The organism is Allobosea sp. R86505 (assembly GCF_042466375.1).
In the GTDB taxonomy this organism is placed as follows: domain Bacteria; phylum Pseudomonadota; class Alphaproteobacteria; order Rhizobiales; family Beijerinckiaceae; genus Allobosea.
On sequence record NZ_JAXHPY010000001.1, the window covers coordinates 1,812,007 to 1,834,040 of the forward strand.

Sequence of the window (22,034 nt, forward strand, 5' to 3'; positions counted from 1 at the left end):
AGCGGGCCGCCGCCGCCTTGGCGCGGGCGTTGCGCGGGGCTAGTTCTGCGTCGCCATCATGACGCGGGGACCTGCCATGACGATCGCTTCGGAACCATCGCAGGGGCCACGCATCGCGCGTGGCGGCAAGGCGATCTATGGCGCGCCGCTCGGTATCCTGATGCTGGAGGCGCGCTTCCCGCGCATTCTCGGCGACATGGGGAATGGCGGCACCTGGCCCTTCCCGGTGCTCTACCGCGTGGTCGGCGGGGCGAGCCCCGACAAGGTCGTGCTACGGGGCGCCGACGGCCTGCTGCCGGACTTCATCGCCGCCGCGCAGGATCTGGTGCGGCTCGGTGCGGAGGCGATCACCACCAATTGCGGATTCCTTTCGCTGTTCCAACGCGAGCTCGCGGCGGCCGTCGGCGTGCCGGTCGCGACCTCCTCGCTGATGCAGGTGCCTTGGGTGCAAGCAACGCTGCCGCCTGGCCAGCGGGTCGGCGTCGTCACGGTCTCCGCGGGGAGCCTGACGCCCGCGCATCTGGAGAAGGCGGGCGTGCCGCTCGACACGCCGGTCGCCGGGACGGAGGGCGGCCGCGAGTTCTTCCGGGTGCTGATCAAGGCCGAGAAGGACGACATGGATGTCGATCTGGCGCGGCAGGACGTCGTCGATGCGGCGCTCGATCTGGTGGCGCGGCATCCGGAGGTGGGCGCGATCGTGCTCGAATGCACCAACATGCCGCCCTATGCCGCGGCCGTGCAGGCGGCGACCGGGCGGCCGGTCCACGACATCTTCTCGATGATCAGCTGGTTCTATGCCGGGTTGAGGCCGCGGGTGTTCTGACAGGGCAGCGACGCGGGGATAGGCGAGGGGGTTTATCCCCGGTGCCTGTACGGGAAGCGATGCTGGGCTTCGCATCCCCCGGCGCCGAGGCGGCGCCCGACCCCGCGAGGCTCCATGACCGCAACGCCGCGGCTTTTCCTGCCCCTGCTCGCTGCCGGGCAGGCGCAGAAGCACGTCACCCATAACGACGCCCTGACGCGGCTCGACGCGCTGGTGCATCTCACCGTCGACAGCTGCTCGCAGGGCACGCCGCCGGCGGTGCCGACCGAGCTTTCCGCCTTCATCATCCCGCCCGGCGCGACGGGCGCCTTCGCCGGCCGCACCGACCAGATCGCGCTGTTCGAGGATGGCGGCTGGACCTTCCTGGTGCCGCGCCCAGGCTGGCAGGCCTGGGTCACTGATGAGAGCGAGCACCATCTCTGGACCGGCAGCGAATGGCGGCGCGACAGCCCGCTCAGCAGCCTCGGCGCCAGCCTATGGGGCGTGAACGGCACCGCCGACGTCACGACGCGCTTCGTGGTGCAGGCGCCGGCGAGCCTGTTCAACCATGACGGTGCCGGGCACCAGCTCAAGCTCAACAAGGCGGTCGCCGGCGAGACGGCGAGTCTGCTGTTTCAGGACGGCTATTCGGGCCGCGCCGAGATCGGCCTCGCGGGTGACGACGATCTGCATTGCAAGGTGAGCGTGGATGGATCGGCCTGGGCCGAGGCCCTGGTGATCGACGCGGCAACCGGCGAGGTCTCGCTGCCGGCGACACCCTGGGCGAGCGGCGGCAATCTCCTGCTCAATGGCGATCTCCAGATCAACCAGCGCGGCTTCGCCGGCGGCGCGCTGGCCGCGGGCATCTATGGCTTCGACCGCTGGAAGGCCGGCCCGGTGGGCGCGACGCTCGCCGTGGCGGGTTATGACCTCACCCTCAGTGCCGGGGCGCTCGTGCAGCCGGTCGAGCCGGCGCTGTGGGGGCTCTCGTCCTTCGCCGGCCTGCCGCTGACGCTGTCGGTCGAGGGGCTGTCGGGTGGGGCGCTCTCGGTGACCGTCGGCAGCGTCTCGGGTTCGATTGCCGCGGGGACGGGCCGGCGCAGCGTGAAGCTGACGCCGGCGGCCGGCGATACCGGCGCGCTCTCGGTCAGTCTGACGCCGGCCGGGCCTGCCGTGACGCTGCGCCGGATCAAGCTGGAGATCGGGCGCCGCGCCAGCACTTGGGCGGCGCGCCCGGCGACGCTCGAGGAGCTGCTCTGCGCCCGCTATTTCTGGCGGCCAGAAAGCGCGATTGCGCTCGATGCCTATCAGGCCGCGGGCGGCGCGGTGGGCCAGACCCTGATGCTGCCGGCCAGAATGCGGGCGACGCCGAGCGCCGCCTTCGCCGTCTCGGGCACGGTGAATGTCGCGGGTGGAAGTCCGGCGCTGATAGTGCTCTCCCGCCGCGAGGCGCGCGCTTCGGTGACGGCCTCGGCCGCCGGCCGGGTGCAGGCCAGTTTCGGCAGCATCGCCTTCGACGCGGAGCTGTGAAGGAGCGTCCTCGTCAGTCTTGATAGATGCTCTTCACATGCGCGTTGATGGCGGCGATGTCCGGCAGCGTCCCGCCATTGCGCACCCGCAGATGGCCCTCGTGCCAGTACCAGTCGTCGAAGCCGACATTCAGCCGCTGGTAGCCGGCCTCCGCCAGCAGAACGCGCATCGTCTCGCGGCGCGGCTCGACGAAATTGTGCTCGATGGTGAAGAGGGCAATGGCGTGGCGGGAGAGGTCGATCGTGCGGAGGATGTCGAGTTCCGAGCCTTCCGTGTCGAGCGAGACATAGTCGAAGCCCGAGCCCGCCTGTCCGTCGGCTTGGTCCATCTGGTCGAAGGTCATGGTCTCGACGGTGATCAGTCCGTTCTCGCTGATCGCCTGGCGCCTGTGCTCGGCATAGCCGTCCGACTCGGCGTATTCGGCGAGTGTGCCGATTTCCTGCGAGGGGACGAAGGACAGGAACTGCCCGCCCTCGCGATGGACGGCCCGCTCCAGGCAGGCGGCCTTGCGGCTGGCTGTGAGCCTGGCGAAAAGGATCGGGTTGGGCTCGACCAGCACACCGCTCCAGCCATGGTCGGCTTCGAGGAAGCAGGTGTTGCTGTGCAGCACCCCGTCGAAGGCACCGATCTCGGCGAAGCGCCCGCCACGGCGGCCGCCGCACATCGCCAGCACCCAGCGCTCCTGCTCGATCTGCGAGTTCGTCGGCGTCTCGAAGGCGTCCTGCCAGGAGAGGGAGGGCGGGTTGGCCGGCGCGTCAATCATGCTGGGTTCCATCGCGCCGGCGGTCCTGCCCTCGCTGTCGGGTTTGAGGCTAGCGGCTCGCCTGCTCCAATGCCAGTTGCGTCGCGCTTCCGAGCTCCGGCGCGCAGGGCGGCATCTCGCGCAGGAATTTGTAGCGGCCGTGCTGCTTGATGGCGGCCAGGTCATGCGAGACCAGTCCCTGCGGGCGGATCGCCGCGGTCGTTACGGTGTCGCCGTCGAGGTCGAGCGTCAGGAAGCCGCAGGCCGGATCGTCCGGATAGCCATGGCTGCCGGCGAAGGCGCAGGACGGCACCCAGAGATGGCGGATGCCCTCGACGACGCGGTCGCGGTGGGTGTGGAGATGGCCGCTGACGATCAGCCGGGTGTCGGCGCCCGCCAGCCGTCGCATCAGGTCGCGCCGGGGCGCGAGGCCCATCGACCCGATGGTCGGATCGGCTTCGTCGGCCTGCTCGATGAACAGAGGCTTGTGCAGGATGAGCGCGATGCGCTGGCCCCGGCTGTCGGCGAGCGCCGCGTCGAGCCAGTCGGTCTGCTCGGTCTCGCGCGCCAGGCCCGAGCCGAAGAGCTGGGCGTTGACGCCGAGCAGGGTCCAGCCATCGAGATCATGGCGCCAGCGGTCGGCTCCGATGAAGCGGTCCCAGCGGGCAAGGCGAGGTTCGTCGATCAGCTGCCTGACGTCCTGGCCGGGAGGCTCGTCGCCGACATCGTGATTGCCGGGCAGCGGCAGAACGGTGCCCGGCAACGCGCGAAGGGCCTCTGCCGCGAATTCCATCTCGGCGTCGCTGTCGGGGCCGTCGATGCAGAGATCGCCGTTGACGATGGTGCAGGCGGCCTCGATCCGCGCGGCGGCATCGCGCACCAGAAGCCAGTTCTCCCAGAAGAAGCCGTGCGTCGGCGAGAGATGTGGGTCGGACAGGATGATGATGCGGGTCATGCCGGCCTCAGGCGAAGTCCAGGTTGAAGGAGCGGAAGTCCATGTAATAGAGCGGGTAGTGCGTCCATTTCACGCTGCGGCGCTTGGCGAAGTATTCGCGCACCGGATAGAGGATGAGCGCCGGAGCCTCCGCCTCGTACTCATCCATGAGACGCAGCCAGAGCCGTTTGCGCTCGGCCGGGTCGGTCGCGAGGCGCAGTTCGTCGCTGATGGCATTGAAGGCCGTCGGCTGCCAGAAGCCCGATTTCTGCAGGAAATAGTCCTTCGACAGGTGCACCAGCAGCCCGCCGCCGAGCGGATCGGGAAAGCGGAAGGCGACCGAGGTCGGCCGGACATCGGCGCCCGGATTGACCAGCTGCGCCAGGTTTTCCATCGTCTCGAGGCGGCTCTTGACGCCGACGGCCTCCCACATCTGCTGAATGACCTGCACGGCGAGCAGCATCTGCAGATAGTAGCCCGGCGTGATCCGGATCACGATCTCCTCCCCCTTGTACCCCGCCTGGCGCAGCAGCTGGCGCGCGCGCTCGGGGTCATGGGTGAAGCCGCGGCGGTTGCCGTCGTAGAGCGGGCCGAAGGAGGGCGTCTGCAGCGCCGCCATGCGCTTGAAGCTGGCTCCCCAGAGCGACTGGCCGAGCGTTTCGTAATCGACGGCGTAGTTCAGGGCCTGACGAACACGCGCATCCCGAAGGACCGGGTTGCGCGTGTCGTAGTAGAGGATGTGGGCGAATTCCAAGGGCACATCGACGGCCTCGAACGTCCTGTTGCCCGAGAGTGTCTGCGCCTGCTCGGGCAGCAGATTGGTGACCAGATCGAAGTCGCCGGCCTGCAGCCCGGCCAGCCGGCTCGATGCGTCGGGGACGACGGTGAAGACGATCTGCCGGGCCTTGGGGCGCCCCATCCAGTAGTCGTCATGGCTTTCGAGAACGGCGCGCTGATCGCGCTGGAAAGCGGCGACGCGGTAGGGCCCGCTGCCGACCGGCTTCTGACGCAGGCCGGCGATGCCGTGCTCGCCATAGGCCTTGGCCGAATGGATCCAGCCGCCATAGGCGGCCAGGCGCTGCGGCATCACCACATCGGGCGTCTTCGTGCGCAGGATGACGGTGTCGCGCGATTCCGCCTCGACCGAAGCGAGATGGCCGAAATTGACGCGTCCCTCATGGTGCTGAACCTGAGCCCCGTACATGCGCTCCGGCGAGAAGGTGGAGAGCACGTCGTCGGCGCTCAGCACGGTCTCGTCATGCATCCGCACGCCCTGTCGGAGCTTGACCTCCCAGGTCAGCGGGTCGCGCTGGCGCAGCGATGTGGCGAGATGCGGCACGAGCTTCTGCCCGCCTTCGGCCGCCTCACCCAGGAAGTCGCGGCGCCAGAGCGTGTCGAAGACGTTGTAGGAGACCCGCAAGCCGACATTCGAGATCGACTCGAGCGGCTCCAGCGTCGGCGGCAGAGCCTGCACGGCGACGCGCAGGACCGGCCGCGTATCGCTCTGCGCCCGGACCAGCCGGGGCAACAGGGCCGGCGCGGCAATGCCGCCGGCGAGCAGATGACGACGCGTGACCATGGCTTCCCCTCCTCACGGGAGCGGCAAACTGGTCAGCGGCGTTGACAGGTTGATGACGGCTTTCAATGAATCTCCGGCTCGGGAATCTTCGCCGTGCCCTCGAGATAATCGAAGTCGCAGCCCTTGTCGGCCTGGCGGATATGGGCGGCCGACATCTTGCCCCAGCCGCGGGGATAGTCGCGGTCGGGCGGCGTCCAGGCGGCGAGGCGCGCGGCGATCTCCGCCTCGGTCAGGGCGACCGAGATGCTGCGCGCCTCGACATCGACGCTGATGACGTCGCCGGTCTGCACGGCGGCGAGCGGCCCGCGGATATAGGCTTCCGGCGCGACATGCAGCACGCAGGCGCCGTAGCTGGTGCCCGACATGCGGGCGTCCGAGATGCGCAGCATGTCACGCACGCCCTGCTTCAGGAGCTTCTTCGGGATCGGCATCATGCCCCATTCCGGCATGCCGGGGCCGCCGACGGGACCGCAGTTCTTCAGCACCATGATGTGGTCGGGCGTGACGTCGAGCGCCTCGTCATTCACCGCCTTCATCATCGCATCGTAATCCTCGAAGACCAGCGCGGGGCCGGAATGCTTCAGCAGGCGCGGCTCGGCGGCGGAGGGCTTGATGACGCAGCCATCGGGGGCGATGTTGCCCTTGAGCACGGCGAGACCGTTGGCAGTCGTGACGGCGTTGTCGAGCGGGCGGATGACGTTGTCGTCATAGACGGTCGCAAGCGCGATGGTCTCCGAGATCGGCTTGCCGGTCACCGTCATCGCATCGGTGTGGAGCTTGCTCTCCAATTGCTTCAGCAGCGCCGGGAGCCCGCCGGCATAGAAGAAATCCTCCATCAGGAATTCGCCGGACGGGCGCAGATTGGCGATGACCGGGACGGTCCGCGAGAAGGCGTCGAAATCATCCGGCGTCAGCGAAACGCCGGCGCGCCCGGCCATGGCGATCAGGTGGATGATGGCGTTGGTCGAGCCCGCCACCGCCATGTGCACGGTGAGCGCATTCTCGAAGCTCTTGCGGCTGAGGATGCGGTCGGGCGTCAGATCCTCCCAGACCATCTCGACGATGCGCTTGCCTGACGCCGCCGCCATGCGGGGATGGGCCGCGTCGGCGGCGGGGATGGCGGAGGCGCCGGGCAGGGTCAGGCCCAGCACCTCGGCATGGCTCATCATGGTCGCGGCGGTGCCCATCACCATGCAGGTGCCATGCGAGCGGGCGATGCCGCTCTCCATGTCCTTCCACTGGTCGTCGGTGATGAGGCCTGCTTCCTTCTCGGCCCAGTACTTCCAGACGTCGGCGCCCGAGCCCAGCACCTTGCCGGCCCAGTTGCCGCGCAGCATCGGCCCGGCCGGCACGAAGATGAAGGGCAGCCCGGCGCTGCAGGCGCCCATGATCAGGGCCGGCGTGGACTTGTCGCAGCCGCCGAGCAGCACCGCGCCGTCGAGCGGGTGGGAGCGGATCGATTCCTCCGTCTCCATTGCCAGGAAGTTGCGATAGAGCATGGTGGTCGGCTTCTGGTACTGCTCCGAGACCGACATCACGGGGATCTCGACCGGAAAGCCTCCGCTCGCCCAGACCGCGCGCTTCACCGCATCCGCCCGGTCGCGCAGGTGGGTGTGGCAGGGGTTGATCTCGGACCAGGTGTTGATGATGCCGATGACCGGCTTGCCCATGAACTCCTCATGCGCGAAGCCCATCTGCAGCGCCCGCGAGCGGTGCCCGAAGGAGCGCAGATCGCTGGCGCCGAACCAGCGCTTCGAGCGCAGGGTCTCGGGCGTCTTGCGGGGATGGGGCGACATCGGCGTTTCCTCGGCTTGTTCTTTTTGCTCTCGAACCTCTGCGTCATCCCGGGCAAGCGAAGCGCAGACCCGGGATCCATCGTAGAGCGGTTCGCCCTCCGATGGATCCCGGAGCTACGCCGCTTCGCGGCTTGTCCGGGATGACGGGGAGGGTGGTGAAACGGGATTACTCCGCCGCCGCGCGCTGGGCGCTCCAGCCGGAGACGATGGCGCGCAGCTGCGCCTTCTCCTCGGCGTTGAGCTCCGGCAGGCCGGGCAGGCGGACGGGGCCGACATTCGTGCCGAGCAGGCCGAGCGCTTCCTTGACGACGGTGACGTTGGCGCCGTTGCCGTATTTGGTGCGCAGCGTCTCGAAGCCGGCGATGGCGTCGACCTCGATGCGGGCGGCGGCGTAGTCGCCCTTTTCAAGCGCGCGCCAAACCGCCAGCGAGCGTTCCGGGGCGACATTGATCAGGCCGGAGGTGAAGCCGCGGGCGCCCAGCGCGTAGAAGGGCGCGGCCCAGCCCTCGGCGAGGCCGCAGATCCAGTTGGCGGAGGTGCCTTGCGTGGCGCGGACGCATTCGGACAGCAGCATCATGTTGGTCGAGGCGAACTTCACGCCGGCGACATTGGGATGGGTCGCGACGCGCACCAGATCCTTCACGCCGATCGCATCCGAGCGGATATAGGCGACCAGCGGCAGCGTCAGCGCCTCGGCGATGGCAAGGATATAGTCCGCCTGCGACTGGGGCGCGGCGAAGGGGTCGAGCGGGTGATGCACCATCACCGCGTCGCAGCCGGCCTTGGCCGCGAGCCGGCCGGTCGAGATCGCTTCCCGCAAGGACCGGCCGATGCCGGCCGTGACCAGCGCCTTGCCGGCGGCGGCCTCGGCGGCGACGGCGTGGCTGCGCACGACCTCGTCGGATGTCATCGGGTAGAATTCGCCGGTGTTGCCGGTGGAGACGATGTTGTGGATGCCGGCCGCGGCGATGCGGGCGACGATCTTACCCGTCACCGCCCAGTCGGCCTCGCCATCGGCGCCCCAGGCGGTGACATGCACGCCCGAAATGCCGCGCAAAGCACCGCGGATTTTATCACTCGTCATAGTCCAGCCCTTCCGCGTCGGCGCCGAACACCTGCCGCACATGGGCCTTTGCCGAGCGGACGATGTGGCGGCGCATTCTCTGTTCGGCGAGCGCGGGATCGCGCGCCCGCAGCGCCTCGTAGATGGAGCGATGTTCCTCGAAGCCCTGGCCGCGCTCGGAGGGTTCCGAGAGCAGGGCGATGCGCTGCGCGTGGTCGTACATGCGCTGCCCGTCGAGCCGGCGCTCGAGATAGCCGCAGCCCGAGATTCGGTGGATCGCGCCGTGATAGGCCTCGTTCAGGGTGACGAGATCCTCCAGCGCGCTGTGCTGCGTCGCATGGGCCATTTCCTCGATCAGGCGGCCGATCTCGGCGATGTCGGCGTCGCCGAGGCGGTTGGCGGCGATATGGGTCATGACGCTTTCGAGCGCGGCGCGCCCCAGTGCCATTTCCAGCGCCTGGCGGGCGGAAAACTCGACGAAGACGCCGCGGCGCGCCTCGGTGCGCACCAGCCCCTCGCTCTCGAGCTTGCGGATGGCGTCCTTCACCGGCGTGGTGCTGACGCCCAGCATCTCGGCCAGATGCCGCTCGTTCAGACGCTCGCCATTGCGGAAGCGCCCCGCGACGATCGCCCGGCGCAGCCGCTCATGCACATGCTCGCGCAGCGAGCGCAGCAGATGAGGGGCGACGGGTTCGATGGTCAGGGTCTGCGGCATCTCGCGTCCAGTTTCCGAAGCCGGCACCCGCGAATCCGCCTTCGCCGGCGGCGGGGTGTCGGCTTCATCACGGCATCACTCACCATAAAGGACAAGCCACAGCAAGTCTGAAATTTCAGATTTCAAATCTGGAATCCTGTGCTATCGGAGTCGACAAGGATCCGACAACGGACCGCGCCGGCGAACCCCGCCGGCTCTTTGATGCAATGGGAGGAAGACCGATGACGATGACACGCAGGGCCGCGCTGGCCGCCGCTTGCCTGCTGGCCGCTCCGGCCGCGCTGGCGCAGAGCGACTATCCTGGCAGCAAGGTGGTGACGATCATCGTCCCCTTCGCCGCCGGCGGCACGACCGACCTGCTGGGACGCGTGCTGGCCGATCGCCTTGGCGCGCGGCTCGGCGGCAAGTTCATCGTCGAGAACCGGCCCGGCGCCGGCGGCAACACGGGTGTCGCGGCCGCCGCGCGGGCGACGCCCGACGGCTACACGCTGACGATGGGCACGGTCTCGACCCATGCGATCAATCCCGGTGTCTATGCGAAGATGCCCTTCGACCACGTCAAGGACTTCGCCCCGATCTCGCAGGTGGCGAGCGTGCCGAACATCCTGATGGTCAATATCGACCTGCCGGTGAAGACGGTGCCGGAGCTGATCGACCTGCTGAAGAAGAACCCCAACAAGTATTCCTTCGGCTCCTCGGGGGCGGGCACCTCGACGCATATGGCGGCCGAACTGTTCAAGGTTTCGACCGGCACCGACATGGTGCATGTGCCCTATCGCTCGAGCGGGCAGGTGACGCAGGACCTGCTCTCGGGCCAGATCCAGATCACCTTCGACAACATCACGATCGCCTGGCCGCATGTCGAGGCCGGCAAGATCCGGGCGCTCGCGACCGCCACGCCCGAGCGGCTCGCCGTCGCCAAGGACCTGCCGGCACTGGCCGAGTTCATCCCGGGCTATTCGGCCGCGTCCTGGCACGGCTTCTTCGCGCCGTCCGGCGTGCCGAAGGAGATCGTCGCCAAGCTCTCGACCGAGGTTCAGGCGATCATGCGCGAGCCGGCCGTCATCGACCAGATGAAGAAGCTCGGCGTCGATCCCGTGGGCTCCAGCCAGGAGCAGTTCACGGCCCATATTGCCGCGGAGACCAAGCGCTGGGCCGACGTGGCCAAGAAGGCGAATGTCCGGATCGAGTGATCGAATAAGCCAGCGTCATGGTCGGGCTTGACCCGACCATCTCAGAAACCAGCGATCTGGTCCCGAGATTCTCGGGTCAAGCCCGAGAATGACGCCCTTCCCACGTCCACTGCGTCACGAGAACCGGATAGCGCCGCGATGACATTGACCACCCTTACCGACGACAACCGCAAGAAGCTGAAGCGGGTCTCGACCGCGACGCTGACGACGGCGCTGTTCAAGCGCGGCTTCCGCAACGTCTTCATCCAGGACGTGCGGCCGCTCAGCCAGAAGGCGGAGAGCATGGTCGGCGAGGCGTTCACGCTGCGCTACATCCCGGCGCGGGAGGACCTCGACCATCTCGGCACCTTCGAGGGGACGCAGCATCCCCAGCGCCGCGCTGTCGAGGATTGTCCGCCCGGCCATGTCATGGTGATCGACTCACGCAAGGATCCGCGCGCGGCGTCCGCCGGCGGGATTCTGGTGTCGCGGCTGATGCAGCGCGGTGTCGCCGGCATCGTCACCGACGGCGGATTTCGCGACAGTCCCGAGATCGCCGGCATGGCGATCCCGGCCTATCACAACCGTCCGAGCGCGCCGACCAACCTGATCCGGCATCATGCGCTCGACATCAATGCGCCGATCGCCTGCGGGGACGTCGCGGTCTATCCCGGCGACATCATCGTCGGCGACAGCGAGGGCGTCTGCGTCATCCCCGCCCATCTCGCCAACGAGATCGCGCCCGAGGTCTATGAGCAGACGGCCTATGAGGACTTCGTCGCCGAGCGCGTTCGCGGCGGGCAGGGCCTGTTTGGCCTCTATCCGGCGAACGAACAGACCAAGGCCGAGTTCGCAGCCTGGCGGCCCGGCTGGTCCTGACCGCCGCCGCGGGCCAAGCAGCCTGTCCCATACCTGGGCGCAGCTTCCTCAACGTTATCGTTAACGGATGCTTGAGACCTCTCTGCGAGTTTTCCTGCTTGCCCCTGCTCGCGGGTGTCGAGTGTGAATGTGATGAAGCCGGCGTCGACAGCCCTCACGGTGAGAGCCTCATGGCCGGCGCGCTACAACGCCTGGGTCAACCGCCGGTTGGGCATGACCCGGCTCGACGACAGCGATGCGGCGGCTCTGCGGAAGGCGCAAGGCGAGCAGTTCGGGCGCGTGCTGCCGCCGATTCTGCTCTCCAATCTCCTGTCCGCCGTCCTGGTCGCGATCACGGCGATGATCCATGGCTGGCTCTGGTTCCCGCTGCTCTGGAGTTCCGCAGTGGTCGCGATCGGCGTCCTCGGCATCCTGCGCATCACCCGCATCAGGGAGCGTGCCCGCGAGGACGCACCCTCGATCAAGTTCAACGACAAGATCCTGATCGATTCCGCCCTGATGGCGCTGCCCTGGGTGGTCATGGCCGTCGTCTTCAATCCCACCGCCGTCCCGGAGATGGAGGTGCTGACCGCGACGCTGCTCGCCGGCCTCGTCTGCGCCGGGACCTTCACCATGGCGAGCATGCCGTCGGCGGCGCTGCTCTTCGCGGGGATCATCCTCGGCGCACGCGTGATCCACATCGCGCTGTCGCCGGGCGATCACATGCTGGAGAACCTGACCTTCCAGGCGATCTATGGCTCGGTGATGCTGGTGTCGCTGCGCAGCATGGCGCAACTCTTCATCGACCGGGTCCGTGCCATCAGCAGCGCCCAGGCTCTCGGGCAGGAGGCGAAGGCCCAGGCCGGAGTCGAGGAGGCGCGTCGCGAAGAGGTTGAGCGGCAGGCGGAGGCATTCCGGCACGAGATCGGTGCGATCCTGCAACCGGTCTTCCAGTCGGTCGACCACATGAACGGTGCGGCGGAGCAACTCGTCTCGATTTCCCAGCGCTCGCAGGACAAGCTCGGCGGGCTTTTGACGCAGGTCGGCGAAGCCAGCCGCGACATCGCCTCGGTCGAATCCTGCTCGCACCGGCTGACCGACACCATCTCGCTGATCCGCGCCGAAGCGGACCGGACGACGCAGCTGGTGCGGACGGCCGCGTCCGATGTGGCGGCGTCGGTCGCGATCAAGGAGCAGTTGACCCGCTCGGTGAGGGACATCGGCGAGGTCTCGGCCCTGATCCGGGAGATCGCCGCCCAGACCAATCTGCTTGCGCTGAACGCGACGATCGAGGCGGCCCGTGCCGGTGTCGCGGGGCGCGGCTTCGCCGTTGTCGCGACCGAGGTGAAGAACCTGGCCGAGCGCACGGAAGCGGCGACGCAGGAAATCGCGGAGCGGATCGAGGAGGTGAGGGCCTCGACGGAGCGCTCGCTGGCGGCCGTCATGAACATCAGCGTCTCCACGGATGCGATCGTCGGCGCGACAGGCGGGATCGTGCTGGCGGTCGACCAGCAGGCCGAGGCGATCCGGACCATGGTCGACCTGCTGACACGCGCGGTCCGCGAGACGCAGCGCGCCGCCGGTGCGATCGATCTCGTCGCCGCCGACGCCGCCCTGACCATGGACAATGGCCGGCAGGTTTCGGACGCCGCCGCGGGCGTCGACGGATCGGCCCGCCGACTGGACGAATCCGTGGCGCGCTTCTCCCGCCAGCTCGTCGGCGGCTGATCAGCTAACGGGGGGGCCGTAGAAGTCGCGATACCACGCGACGAAGCGGGCGATGCCGGTCTCGATTGGCGTATCGGGGCTGAAGTCGACGCGCGCCATCAGGTCCGACACATCGGCATAGGTCGCCCGCACGTCGCCGGGCTGCATCGGCAGATGGCGCTTGATCGCGGACTTGCCGCAGACGGCCTCGATCACCGCGATGAAGCGGTCGAGGCGGACGGGCGTGTGATTGCCGATGTTGTAGATCCGCCAGGGCGCGTCCGCCGTGGCGGGGTCCTGGCCGGCGCCGGCCCCGCCCGGGGCGGGCGGCAGGGCGGCCAGCCGCACGATCGCCTCGCTGATGTCGTCGACATAAGTGAAGTCCCGGCTCATCTCTGCCTCGGCATAGACGTCGATCGGCCGGCCTTCGAGGATCGCCTTGGTGAACTTGAAATAGGCCATGTCCGGCCGGCCCCAGGGGCCGTAGACGGTAAAGAAGCGCAGGCCGGTCGCAGGGATGCCGTAGAGCTGCGCATAGCTGTGGGCCATCAGCTCGTTGGCGCGCTTGGTCGCGGCGTAGAGCGAGACCGGATGGTCGGCCCCGTCGTGCTCGCTGAAGGGCACCTTGGCGTTGGCGCCATAGACCGAGCTCGACGAGGCGTAGACGAGGTGGGCGACCGGGTGGTGCCTGCAGGCTTCCAGCACCGAGAGGAAGCCGTCGAGATTGGAGTGGGCGTAGGCGCGGGGATTGTCGAGCGAGTAGCGCACGCCGGCCTGCGCCGCGAGATGGATCACGACGTCAGGCGCGAAGCGTGAAAAGGCGCCCGTCAGCGCGTCATGGTCGGCGATGTCGATCGGCTCGAAGCTGAACCCTTCCTGAGGCAGGAGCCGGTCGAGCCGGGCCTGCTTTAGGGCGGGATCGTAATAGGGCGTCAGGTTGTCGATGCCGAGCACGGCGATGCCGCGCGCCAGCAGCGCCTGCGTGACATGGAAACCGACGAAGCCGGCCGCGCCGGTGAGCAGGACGCGGCGGGTTGAAACCGTGGTCATGACGCCCGTTCCGCCCGGTCAGGAGAGGGCGGAGCCCGTGCCCGATCACGGTCTCCGTGGGGTCACCCCATGTTTCAGATCGCGCCTTGTGTCAATGAACGGGCGCTGCGTTCCGCGGCCGGCGACGGGGCGGGCGTCTCGTCGAGCCTGTCCTCCAGCACATCCGCTTCGAGCCCGAGGTCGTCATCCTGCAGCACGCGCCAGGCCGAACCCTCGATGTCGGCATATTGGCCTGTGCGCATGCACCAGAAGAAGGCCCCGAGCCCGGCCAGGCCCATGCCCAGCGCCAGCGGGAACAGCACGACGAGAATGTTCATGACGCGGCCTCCTCTGTCGCCGCGGCCGGCCGGTGGGCTGCGCGCAGCGCGTTGAGCGTCACCACCAGCGACGAGCCCGACATGGCAGCAGCGGCGACCAGCGGGGTCGCCAGGCCGGCGATGGCGATGGGGACGGCGATGGCGTTGTAGAGCACGGCGAACCAGAGGTTCTCGACCATGAGCGTGCGCGCCTTGCGGGCGATGGTGAGGCTGGTCGCCACGGGGGCGAGGCTGTCGCCGAGGAAGACGATGTCGGCCGCGGCCTGGGCGAGGTGGGTCGCGCTGATCGGCGAGATCGAGACATGGGCCTTCGCCAGGGCAGGAGCATCGTTGAGACCGTCGCCGACCATCAGCACCTTCCGGCCACGCTTGGCGAGATCGTCGAGCGCGTGCAGCTTCTCGTCGGGCCGCAGGCCCGAGCGCCAGTCGGCGATGCCGAGATCATGGGCGACGGCGGCGACGGCCGCCTCGCGGTCGCCGGAGAGGATCACCGGCTCGAGGCCGAGGCGGCGCAGGTTTTCGACGCAGGCGCGGGCATCGGGGCGCAGCTTCTGGCCGACGGCGAAGACGGCGCGCCGGTCGCCATGCCGCCAGGCGATGAGCGAGGCGGTGGGGAAGCGGGCGCCAGCCTCCGCGGCAAGCGCCTCGGCCTCGCAGAAGGCGGGGCTGCCCAGCCGCATCTCCTCGCCCTCGACGATCGCCGCGATGCCCAGACCCCGATGCTCCTGCGTCTCGGCGCAGGGGGCGGGGCTGCCGGCGGCGCGCCCGATCGCCTGGGCGAGGGGGTGGCGGCTGGCGGCGGCGAGCGAGGCGGCCGCCCGCAGGATGTCGGGGCCGATCGCATCCGCATTCAGGAGATCGGGCTCGGGCAGCGTCAGGGTGCCGGTCTTGTCGAACACGACGAGGTCGGCCTCGGCCAGCCGCTCCAGCGCGTCGCCCTCCTTCAGCATCACCTGGCGGCGGAACAGCGCCGAGGCGGCGACGACCTGAACGGCGGGAATCGCCAGTCCCAGCGCGCAGGGGCAGGTGATGATCAGCACGGTGATGGCGATGATCAGCGCCTGCTGCCAGGCGAGGCCGAAGACGATCCAGCCGACCAGCGTGGCCAGCGCCGTGGCATGGACGAGTGGCGCATAGAGCCGCGCGGCGCGATCCGAGAGGCGCACATAGCGCGAGCGGCTCTCGACGGCCTGGGCCATCAGCTTGTCGATCTCGTCGAGCAGCGTGCCGGTGCCGGCCGCCTCGACGCGGACCGTCAGCGCACCCGACAGGTTCATCGTGCCGGCATGGACCTGGCCGCCGGTGGCGATCGGGGCGGGGTCGGTCTCCCCGGTGACGAGGCTGCGGTCGATCTCCGAGCGGCCGCTCTCGACACGGCCGTCGACGCAGACGCGCTCGCCGGGCTGGACGAGGACGAGATCGCCCGGCGCGATCGCGGCGATCGGCAGGGTGACGGTGGTGCCGTCCGGCATCAGCCGCGTCGCGGTCTCGGCCTTGAGCGCGGCGAGATTGCCGGCGAGGTCGCGCGTGCGCCGGCGCATCATCTGGTCGAGATAGCGGCCGATCAGCAGGAAGAAGATCAGCATCACCGCGCCGTCGAAATAGGCGTGCTGGGAATGGTTGGCGGTCTCGACGACGGACATGCCGAGCGCGAGCACGATGCCGAGCGTGATCGGGACGTCCATGTTGACGCCGCCGGCCCGCAGGGCCCGCAGCGCACTCTCGAAGAAGGGGCGCCCGGCATAGGCCGCCGTCGGCAGGGCGATCAGGGCCGAAAGCCAGTGGAAAAAGTCGCGCGTGACCGGTGTGATGTCGCCATTGGCTCCGGACCAGACCGAGACCGAGAGCAGCATGATGTTCATGGCGGCAAAGCCCGCCACGGCGAGGTAGCGCAGCAGCCGCCGCTCTTCCTGCGTGACGCTGTCGCGCTCGGAGGAGGGGAGGAAGGGATAGGCCTTGAAGCCGAGCGCGGCCAGACGGTCGATGACGCCTTCCGGCCGCAGCGCACCCTCCTTCCACTCGACGGTGACCCGCTTCAGGGCGAGATTGACGCGCGCCTTGAGGATGGACGCGTCCTTCGCCAGCCCGCTCTCGATGGCGTGCATGCAGCCGGCGCAGCGAATGCCCTCGACCGCCAGCTCCATGCCCGCGACGCCGCCTTCGCCATGACGGACGAAGACGGAGAGGTCCTGCTGCGTGGCCATGTCGGCTCAGTCCTTCAACACGACGCGGCTGCGCGAAACGAAGACCGTTTCGGTGCCCCGAGCGGCCTGGACGGCGAGCGTCCAGCGGCCGCCGTGAACCTCCGGGATGGTGGCGGTGTAGTCGCCGGCGGAGCCTTCGTTCAATGGCGCCGCATGATCCTCGCGACGGGCGGCGGGATGTTCGAGCCGCGCCTCGACGAGAAGGCCGGTGACCGGCGCGCCCGCGTTGTCGCGCAGCGACAGCGTCACCACGGCATCGGCTCCCGACCGGCGGATTTGCGCGCTCGCCTGCCAGCCGCGCTGCTCCTGCGCCTGCATGCGGGCGATCTCGCCGTTGAAGCGCTGGCTCGTCTCATAGGCGCTCTTCACGTCGACGCCGGGCATGGTGGTGATCGCGATGGTCATCATCACGGCGTTCACCCCGGCCACGACCAGGAAGAAGCCGATCAGCGCGCCCAGCACCATGCGGCCGCTGAGACGGAAGGGCTGGTCGCTGCGCGGACGAACCGGCGCTGTCAGGTCCACGGGCATGATGAAGGCTCCACAGCAGGACATGGCGTGCCCCCTCAGGGCGCGATGAAATGGTCGGTCGCGGTCACCATCTCGCCGGCGAAGAGATCGGCGGCGGTGAAGGTGATGACCTGCGTCTTCTCGGGGCGGATGTCGGGCGGCAGGGTGACGAGGACGCGCACCTCCCGCGACGAGTCGGGCGCGACCGAGACGACCGGGCGCAGATCCGCTGTGGCGGCGACGCCGACCGCCTCGATCCGGACGCCCGGCAGGCCATGCACCGTCAGCGCGACGGGGCGTTCGTCGGGCCGCTTGTTCAGGATGCGGATGGTATAGGCGTTGCGGATCGAGCCGTCGCTCAGACGGACGAAGAGCGGCGAGCGGTCGTGCAGCACGGACATCTCGATCGTGCGGCGCGTCGCGAGCTGGAAGACCATGGCGCCGCCGACCACGAGGATCAGCGCCGCGTAGATCATCGTGCGCAGGCGCAGCGGGTTGTAGATCGGCTTCTCGCCGGCGATACGGCGCTTGACGTTGTCGTCGGTTTCATAGGCGATCAGCCCCTTGGGGCGGCTGATCTTCTCCATGACGTTGTCGCAGGCGTCGATGCACAGGCCGCACTGGATGCAGTCGAGCTGGGCGCCGTCGCGGATGTCGATGCCGGTCGGGCAGACGGCGACGCATTGGCGGCAGTCGACGCAGTCGCCCGCCGGTTCGCCCTGAGCGCGCAGCCGCTCGGCCTGCTTCACCGAGACCCGCGGATCGCCGCGGTCATAGCGATAGGTGACGTTCAGGGCGTCGTCGTCGGTGAGAGCGGCCTGGATGCGCGGCCAGGGGCACATGTACTTGCAAACCTGCTCGCGCATGATGCCGGCCAGCGCATAGGTCGTGAAGGTCAGGATCGCGATGAAGGCATAGGCCGTGAACGGGGCCTGGAGCGTCGCGAGGTCGCGCACCAGCGTCGGCGCGTCGGCGAAGTAGAGCACCCAGGCGCCGCCGGTCCACCAGGCGATCATCAGCCAGACAAAGTGCTTGGCCGTCTTTCGCCAGACCTTGCTGGCAGTCCAGGGACCTTCGTCGAGCTTGATGCGCTCGCGCCGGTCGCCTTCGAAAAAGCGCTCCACCGTCAGGAAGAGATCGGTCCAGACGGTCTGCGGGCAGAGATAGCCGCACCAGACCCGACCGGCGACCGCGTTCATCATGAACAGCACGAAGGCGGCCATGATGAGCAGGCCGGTGAAGTAATAGACCTCCTGCGGCCAGATCTCGATGAAGAAAAAGTAGAACCGCGCATTGGCGATGTCGGCCAGAACCGCCTGGTTGGGCAGGTTCGGCCCGCGGTCCCAGCGCAGGAAGGGCAACAGGTAGTACACGCCGAGACAGAGCCCGAGGATCAGCCACTTGGCGCGCCGGTACGGACCGGACACGCTTTGCGGATAGACCTTCTTCGTCGCCGCAAAGAGCGGCAGGTCGCCGAGCTCCGTCTCCTGGATGGCCATGACTACTGGCCCCCTCCGAGCGAGTGGACGTAGAGGGTCAGGGCCTTCACCGTCGTGGGGTCGAGGCGCTGGCTCCAGGCCGGCATCACGCCGCCGCGGCTGTTGGTGATGGTCTCGGTGAGCGAGGCCATGTCCATGCCGTAGAGCGAGATCGCGTCGGTCAGGTTGGGCGCGCCCATCTCCTTGTTGCCCTTGCCGTCGTCGCCATGGCAGGCGGCGCAGTTGGTGGCGAACAGCTCCGGTCCCTTGGCCAGGTCCGCGCCCTGTTCCGTCGGCAGGCCGGCAAGCGCGCGGACATGGTTGGCGACGACGCGGATTTCGGCCGGCTTCAGAACGCCGTCCTTGCCGAAGGCCGGCATCTGGCTGATGCGCGTGTCGGCGTTGCCGGCGACGCGGATGCCATGCTGAAGGGTCTGATGGATCTCGTCGAGCGTGCCGCCCCAGAGCCATTCGTCGTCGTTGAGGTTGGGGTAGCCCTTGGCTCCGCCGCCGCCGACGCCGTGGCAGGCCGCGCAGTTGTCGCCAAAGGCGGCCTTGCCCTGCGCCATGGCGATGCGGAAGAGCGAGGGATCGGCCTTGATCTGCTCGAGCGACGCCTCGGTCAGCCCGGCCGCCTGGCCGGCGCGCTGCTGCTGCAGCAAAGCGAGATCCCGGGCGATGTCGTTGCGTGAGGCGTAGCCGATCACGCCCTGGGTCGTCGTGGTGATCAGCGGCCAGGCCGGGTAGACGACCCAGTAGCCCACGGACCAGACGATCGTGGCGTAGAAGATGCCGAGCCACCAGCGCGGCAGCGGCGTGTTGAGTTCACGGATCCCGTCCCATTCATGGCCGGTCGTGGACACTCCGGTATGGGCGTCCACCTCGTGGTGGTCCTGATGCTGAGCCATGATTCAGTCGTCCTGCAGCGGGGTGCGGGCCGCCTCCTCGAACCGGGCCCGGTTGGCCGGCCAGAAGGCGTAGACGCAGACGGCGAGAAAGATTCCGACGAAGTAGAGAAGGCCGGCGGATTGCGCGAAGCGCGCGAGCCACTGATAGGTCGTGTCCATGGTCCCCTCGCTCAGCGGATGTTGGCTTTGTTGTCGTAGAGCTTGAAGTCGACGAGCGTGCCGAGCACCTGGAGATAGGCGATCAGCGCGTCGGCCTCGGTGATGCGGGCCGGGTCGCCGTCGAAATCGCGGGCCTGGGCCTTCGGGTAGCGCGCTTCGAGTTCGCCCTGCTTGGGATGGTCCGGCGTCGCCTGGGCGCGCAGGTCACTCGCGGCCTGGGCGATCATCTCGTCGGTGTAGGGCACGCCGCCGCCGCGATTGGCGCGCAGCTCGTCGGCGATGGCGTCGAACTTCAGTTCGGTCTTGGTCAGGAAGGGGTAGCCGGGCATGATCGACTGCGGCACGAGCGCACGCGGATCGACGAGATGGGCGCGCTGCCATTCGTCCGAATACTTGCCACCGACGCGGGCGAGGTCCGGCCCCGTGCGCTTCGAGCCCCATTGGAAGGGCTTGTCGTACATGGACTCGGCCGCCAGCGAGTAATGCCCGTAGCGCTCGACCTCGTCGCGCAGCGGCCGGATCATCTGGCTGTGGCAGTTGTAGCAGCCCTCGCGGACATAGATGGCGCGTCCGGCCAGCTCGAGCGGCGTGTAGGGCCGCATGCCCTGAACCTTCTCGATCGTGTTCTTCAGGTAGAAGAGCGGAGCGATCTCGACCAGACCGCCGACCGAGATCACCAGCAGGACGCCGATGATCAGGATGATGGAGTTGGTCTCGAAGATCTTGTGCTTGGACCAGAGCGACTTGCGCGGGGGTTTGGTTTCGATGGTGGTCATGAGAGCGGTCCTTACTCGGCCGGCACGAGGCGGGGCTGCAGCGGGGCGTTGTCCTGGGCGCTCTCCGGCTCGCCGCTGGTGATGGTCATCCAGACGTTGAAGACCATGATCAGCGCGCCGGCCAGGAAGAGCGCGCCGCCGAGCGCGCGGATGACGTAGAAGGGGTGCATCGCCGCGACCGTCTCGATGAAGGAGTATTCGAGGAAGCCGAGCGAGGTGTAGGCGCGCCACATCAGGCCCTGGAGGATGCCCGAGACCCACATCGCCGAAATGTAGAGCACGATGCCGAGCGTCGAGATCCAGAAATGCCAGTTCACCAGCTTGAGCGAATACAGCTCCTTGCGGTTCCAGAGCCAGGGCACGAGGCAATAGATTGCGCCGAAGGAGATGTAGGCGACCCAGCCGAGCGCGCCGGAATGGACGTGGCCGATGGTCCAGTCGGTGTAGTGCGAGAGCGAGTTGACCGCCTTGATCGACATCAGCGGGCCCTCGAAGGTCGACATGCCGTAGAAGGCGAGCGAGACGACCATCAGGCGCAGCACGGGGTCGGTGCGCAGCTTGTCCCAGGCCCCCGAAAGCGTCATGATTCCGTTGATCATGCCGCCCCAGGAGGGCATCCAGAGCATGATCGAGAAGGTCATGCCGAGCGTCTGCGCCCAGTCGGGCAGGGCGGTGTAGTGCAGATGGTGGGGGCCGGCCCAGATATAGATGAAGATCAGCGCCCAGAAGTGGATGATCGAGAGCCGGTAGCTGTAGACCGGCCGGTTCGCGCGCTTGGGCACGAAGTAGTACATGATCGCGAGGAAGCCGGCGGTGAGGAAGAAGCCGACCGCGTTATGGCCGTACCACCACTGGAACATGGCATCCTGGACACCCGACCAGACGATGTAGGACTTCGGCGAGAAGATCGAGACCGGCAGCGCCAGGTTGTTGCCGAGATGCAGGACCGCGATGGTGACGATGAAGGCGAGGTAGAACCAGTTCGCCACATAGATGTGGGGTTCCTTGCGCTTCGCCAGCGTCAGCAGGAAGACCAGCAGATAGACGACCCAGACGATCGTCAGCCAGAGATCGGCATACCATTCCGGCTCGGCGTATTCCTTGCCCTGGGTGATGCCGAGCAGGTAGCCCGTGCCGGCGATGACGATGAACAGGTTGTAGCCCAGCACCACGAACCAGGGCGACAGATCACCCGCCAGCCTTGCGCGCGAGGTGCGCTGGACGACGTAGAAGGAGGTCGCGATCAGCACGTTGCCGCCGAAGGCGAAGATCACCGCCGAAGTGTGCAGCGGGCGCAGGCGTCCGAAATTGATCCAGGGCAGATCGAAGTTCAGCACCGGAAAGGCGAGCTGGAGCGCGATGATCAGCCCGACCGTGAAGCCGGCGATGCCCCAGAACATCGCGGCAAGGGTGCCGAACTTGACCGGGTCCATGTTGTAGTTGGGCCGGCCGTCGATCTCCTGCGGCGCGGGCCCGGTGCCCGGCTTGAAGCAGCGGTTGCCGATGAGAAAGACCGTGGCGAGGGCCGCCGCCATGCCGACTGCGGCATGGAAGGCGTAGGCGCCATGGTCAGTCTTCGCGGCGATCAGCAGCAGCCCCAGGAAGGATACCGCGGCGAGCGCGATGCCCGTCAACTCGCCTATCGTCGCCTGTCGGATCGGATTGCCCGTCGTCGCCATGCCCAGCCCCTGCTCACCCCGCGGCGCTCTTCGCGCACGCTGTCATGGCCGAGGC

At 68.1% G+C, this 22,034-nt stretch carries 20 protein-coding genes; 5 read left to right on the top strand and 15 right to left on the bottom strand.

Annotation, left to right across the window (positions count from 1 at the left end; all coding sequences use genetic code 11):
* Positions 1-76: 76 nt before the first annotated feature.
* Positions 77-823: an aspartate/glutamate racemase family protein gene (locus tag SJY11_RS08665; protein WP_376986191.1), complete on the top strand. Its 747-nt coding sequence runs from the start codon at positions 77-79 to the stop codon at positions 821-823.
* A gap of 114 nt (positions 824-937) precedes the next feature.
* Positions 938-2,332 (top strand): DUF2793 domain-containing protein, encoded by a 1,395-nt coding sequence (locus SJY11_RS08670; RefSeq protein WP_376986192.1) that lies wholly within the window; start codon positions 938-940, stop codon positions 2,330-2,332.
* A 13-nt stretch (positions 2,333-2,345) separates the two neighbouring features.
* Here the strand turns inward: SJY11_RS08670 and SJY11_RS08675 are convergent, their stop codons facing one another.
* The 6 genes from SJY11_RS08675 to SJY11_RS08700 all read right to left on the bottom strand — a co-directional run bounded on the left by SJY11_RS08675 (position 2,346) and on the right by SJY11_RS08700 (position 9,161).
* Positions 2,346-3,095 carry an FkbM family methyltransferase gene (locus SJY11_RS08675; RefSeq protein WP_376986193.1) on the bottom strand — a complete coding sequence of 250 codons (750 nt, stop codon included), beginning with the start codon at positions 3,093-3,095 and terminating at the stop codon, positions 2,346-2,348.
* 49 nt (positions 3,096-3,144) lie between these two features.
* Entirely contained in the window at positions 3,145-4,029 is an 885-nt protein-coding gene (locus SJY11_RS08680) for a metallophosphoesterase family protein (RefSeq protein WP_376986194.1), read from the bottom strand.
* Positions 4,030-4,036: 7 nt separating this feature from the next.
* Positions 4,037-5,587, bottom strand: a complete 1,551-nt coding sequence (locus SJY11_RS08685) for an ABC transporter substrate-binding protein (RefSeq protein WP_376986195.1) — start codon at positions 5,585-5,587, stop codon at positions 4,037-4,039.
* Positions 5,588-5,649: 62 nt separating this feature from the next.
* On the bottom strand, positions 5,650-7,383 hold the full coding sequence (gene araD, locus SJY11_RS08690) for an L-arabinonate dehydratase (protein WP_376986196.1): 1,734 nt from the start codon (positions 7,381-7,383) through the stop codon (positions 5,650-5,652).
* 166 nt (positions 7,384-7,549) lie between these two features.
* A complete protein-coding gene (locus SJY11_RS08695; RefSeq protein WP_376986197.1) occupies positions 7,550-8,467 on the bottom strand; it encodes a dihydrodipicolinate synthase family protein in 918 nt (305 codons plus the stop codon).
* Entirely contained in the window at positions 8,457-9,161 is a 705-nt protein-coding gene (locus SJY11_RS08700; RefSeq protein WP_267521630.1) for a GntR family transcriptional regulator, read from the bottom strand. Before SJY11_RS08700 ends, SJY11_RS08695 begins: the two co-directional genes overlap by 11 nt.
* A 221-nt stretch (positions 9,162-9,382) precedes the next feature.
* Between SJY11_RS08700 and SJY11_RS08705 the strand changes: the two genes are divergently transcribed.
* From SJY11_RS08705 to SJY11_RS08715, 3 genes are all read left to right on the top strand, one after another.
* Positions 9,383-10,354, top strand: a complete 972-nt coding sequence (locus SJY11_RS08705) for a Bug family tripartite tricarboxylate transporter substrate binding protein (RefSeq protein WP_376986198.1) — start codon at positions 9,383-9,385, stop codon at positions 10,352-10,354.
* A 138-nt stretch (positions 10,355-10,492) separates the two neighbouring features.
* Positions 10,493-11,212: a ribonuclease activity regulator RraA gene (locus tag SJY11_RS08710; protein WP_376986199.1), complete on the top strand. Its 720-nt coding sequence runs from the start codon at positions 10,493-10,495 to the stop codon at positions 11,210-11,212.
* Positions 11,213-11,371: 159 nt separating this feature from the next.
* The gene (locus SJY11_RS08715; protein ID WP_376986200.1) at positions 11,372-12,919 is read left to right on the top strand and encodes a methyl-accepting chemotaxis protein; all 1,548 of its coding nucleotides are present in this window, start codon (positions 11,372-11,374) and stop codon (positions 12,917-12,919) included.
* Here the strand turns inward: SJY11_RS08715 and SJY11_RS08720 are convergent, their stop codons facing one another.
* The 9 genes from SJY11_RS08720 to ccoN form a co-directional block, all read right to left on the bottom strand.
* Positions 12,920-13,948, bottom strand: coding sequence for an NAD-dependent epimerase (locus SJY11_RS08720; RefSeq protein WP_376986201.1), 1,029 nt, complete (start codon positions 13,946-13,948; stop codon positions 12,920-12,922). It lies immediately after the preceding gene.
* A gap of 74 nt (positions 13,949-14,022) precedes the next feature.
* Positions 14,023-14,265, bottom strand: a complete 243-nt coding sequence (ccoS, locus tag SJY11_RS08725) for a cbb3-type cytochrome oxidase assembly protein CcoS (protein ID WP_376986202.1) — start codon at positions 14,263-14,265, stop codon at positions 14,023-14,025.
* Positions 14,262-16,469 carry a heavy metal translocating P-type ATPase gene (locus SJY11_RS08730; protein ID WP_376986203.1) on the bottom strand — a complete coding sequence of 736 codons (2,208 nt, stop codon included), beginning with the start codon at positions 16,467-16,469 and terminating at the stop codon, positions 14,262-14,264. Before SJY11_RS08730 ends, ccoS begins: the two co-directional genes overlap by 4 nt.
* A gap of 6 nt (positions 16,470-16,475) precedes the next feature.
* Positions 16,476-17,000: a FixH family protein gene (locus SJY11_RS08735; RefSeq protein WP_376986204.1), complete on the bottom strand. Its 525-nt coding sequence runs from the start codon at positions 16,998-17,000 to the stop codon at positions 16,476-16,478.
* 35 nt (positions 17,001-17,035) lie between these two features.
* Positions 17,036-18,478: a cytochrome c oxidase accessory protein CcoG gene (ccoG, locus tag SJY11_RS08740; RefSeq protein ID WP_376986205.1), complete on the bottom strand. Its 1,443-nt coding sequence runs from the start codon at positions 18,476-18,478 to the stop codon at positions 17,036-17,038.
* A gap of 2 nt (positions 18,479-18,480) precedes the next feature.
* Positions 18,481-19,365, bottom strand: a complete 885-nt coding sequence (gene ccoP / locus SJY11_RS08745) for a cytochrome-c oxidase, cbb3-type subunit III (RefSeq protein WP_376986206.1) — start codon at positions 19,363-19,365, stop codon at positions 18,481-18,483.
* Between the two features lie 3 nt (positions 19,366-19,368).
* Positions 19,369-19,524 carry a cbb3-type cytochrome c oxidase subunit 3 gene (locus SJY11_RS08750; RefSeq protein ID WP_069056186.1) on the bottom strand — a complete coding sequence of 52 codons (156 nt, stop codon included), beginning with the start codon at positions 19,522-19,524 and terminating at the stop codon, positions 19,369-19,371.
* An 11-nt stretch (positions 19,525-19,535) separates the two neighbouring features.
* On the bottom strand, positions 19,536-20,300 hold the full coding sequence (gene ccoO / locus SJY11_RS08755; protein WP_376986207.1) for a cytochrome-c oxidase, cbb3-type subunit II: 765 nt from the start codon (positions 20,298-20,300) through the stop codon (positions 19,536-19,538).
* An 11-nt stretch (positions 20,301-20,311) separates the two neighbouring features.
* Positions 20,312-21,979: a cytochrome-c oxidase, cbb3-type subunit I gene (gene ccoN / locus SJY11_RS08760; protein WP_376986208.1), complete on the bottom strand. Its 1,668-nt coding sequence runs from the start codon at positions 21,977-21,979 to the stop codon at positions 20,312-20,314.
* Between the last annotated feature and the right edge of the window lie 55 nt (positions 21,980-22,034).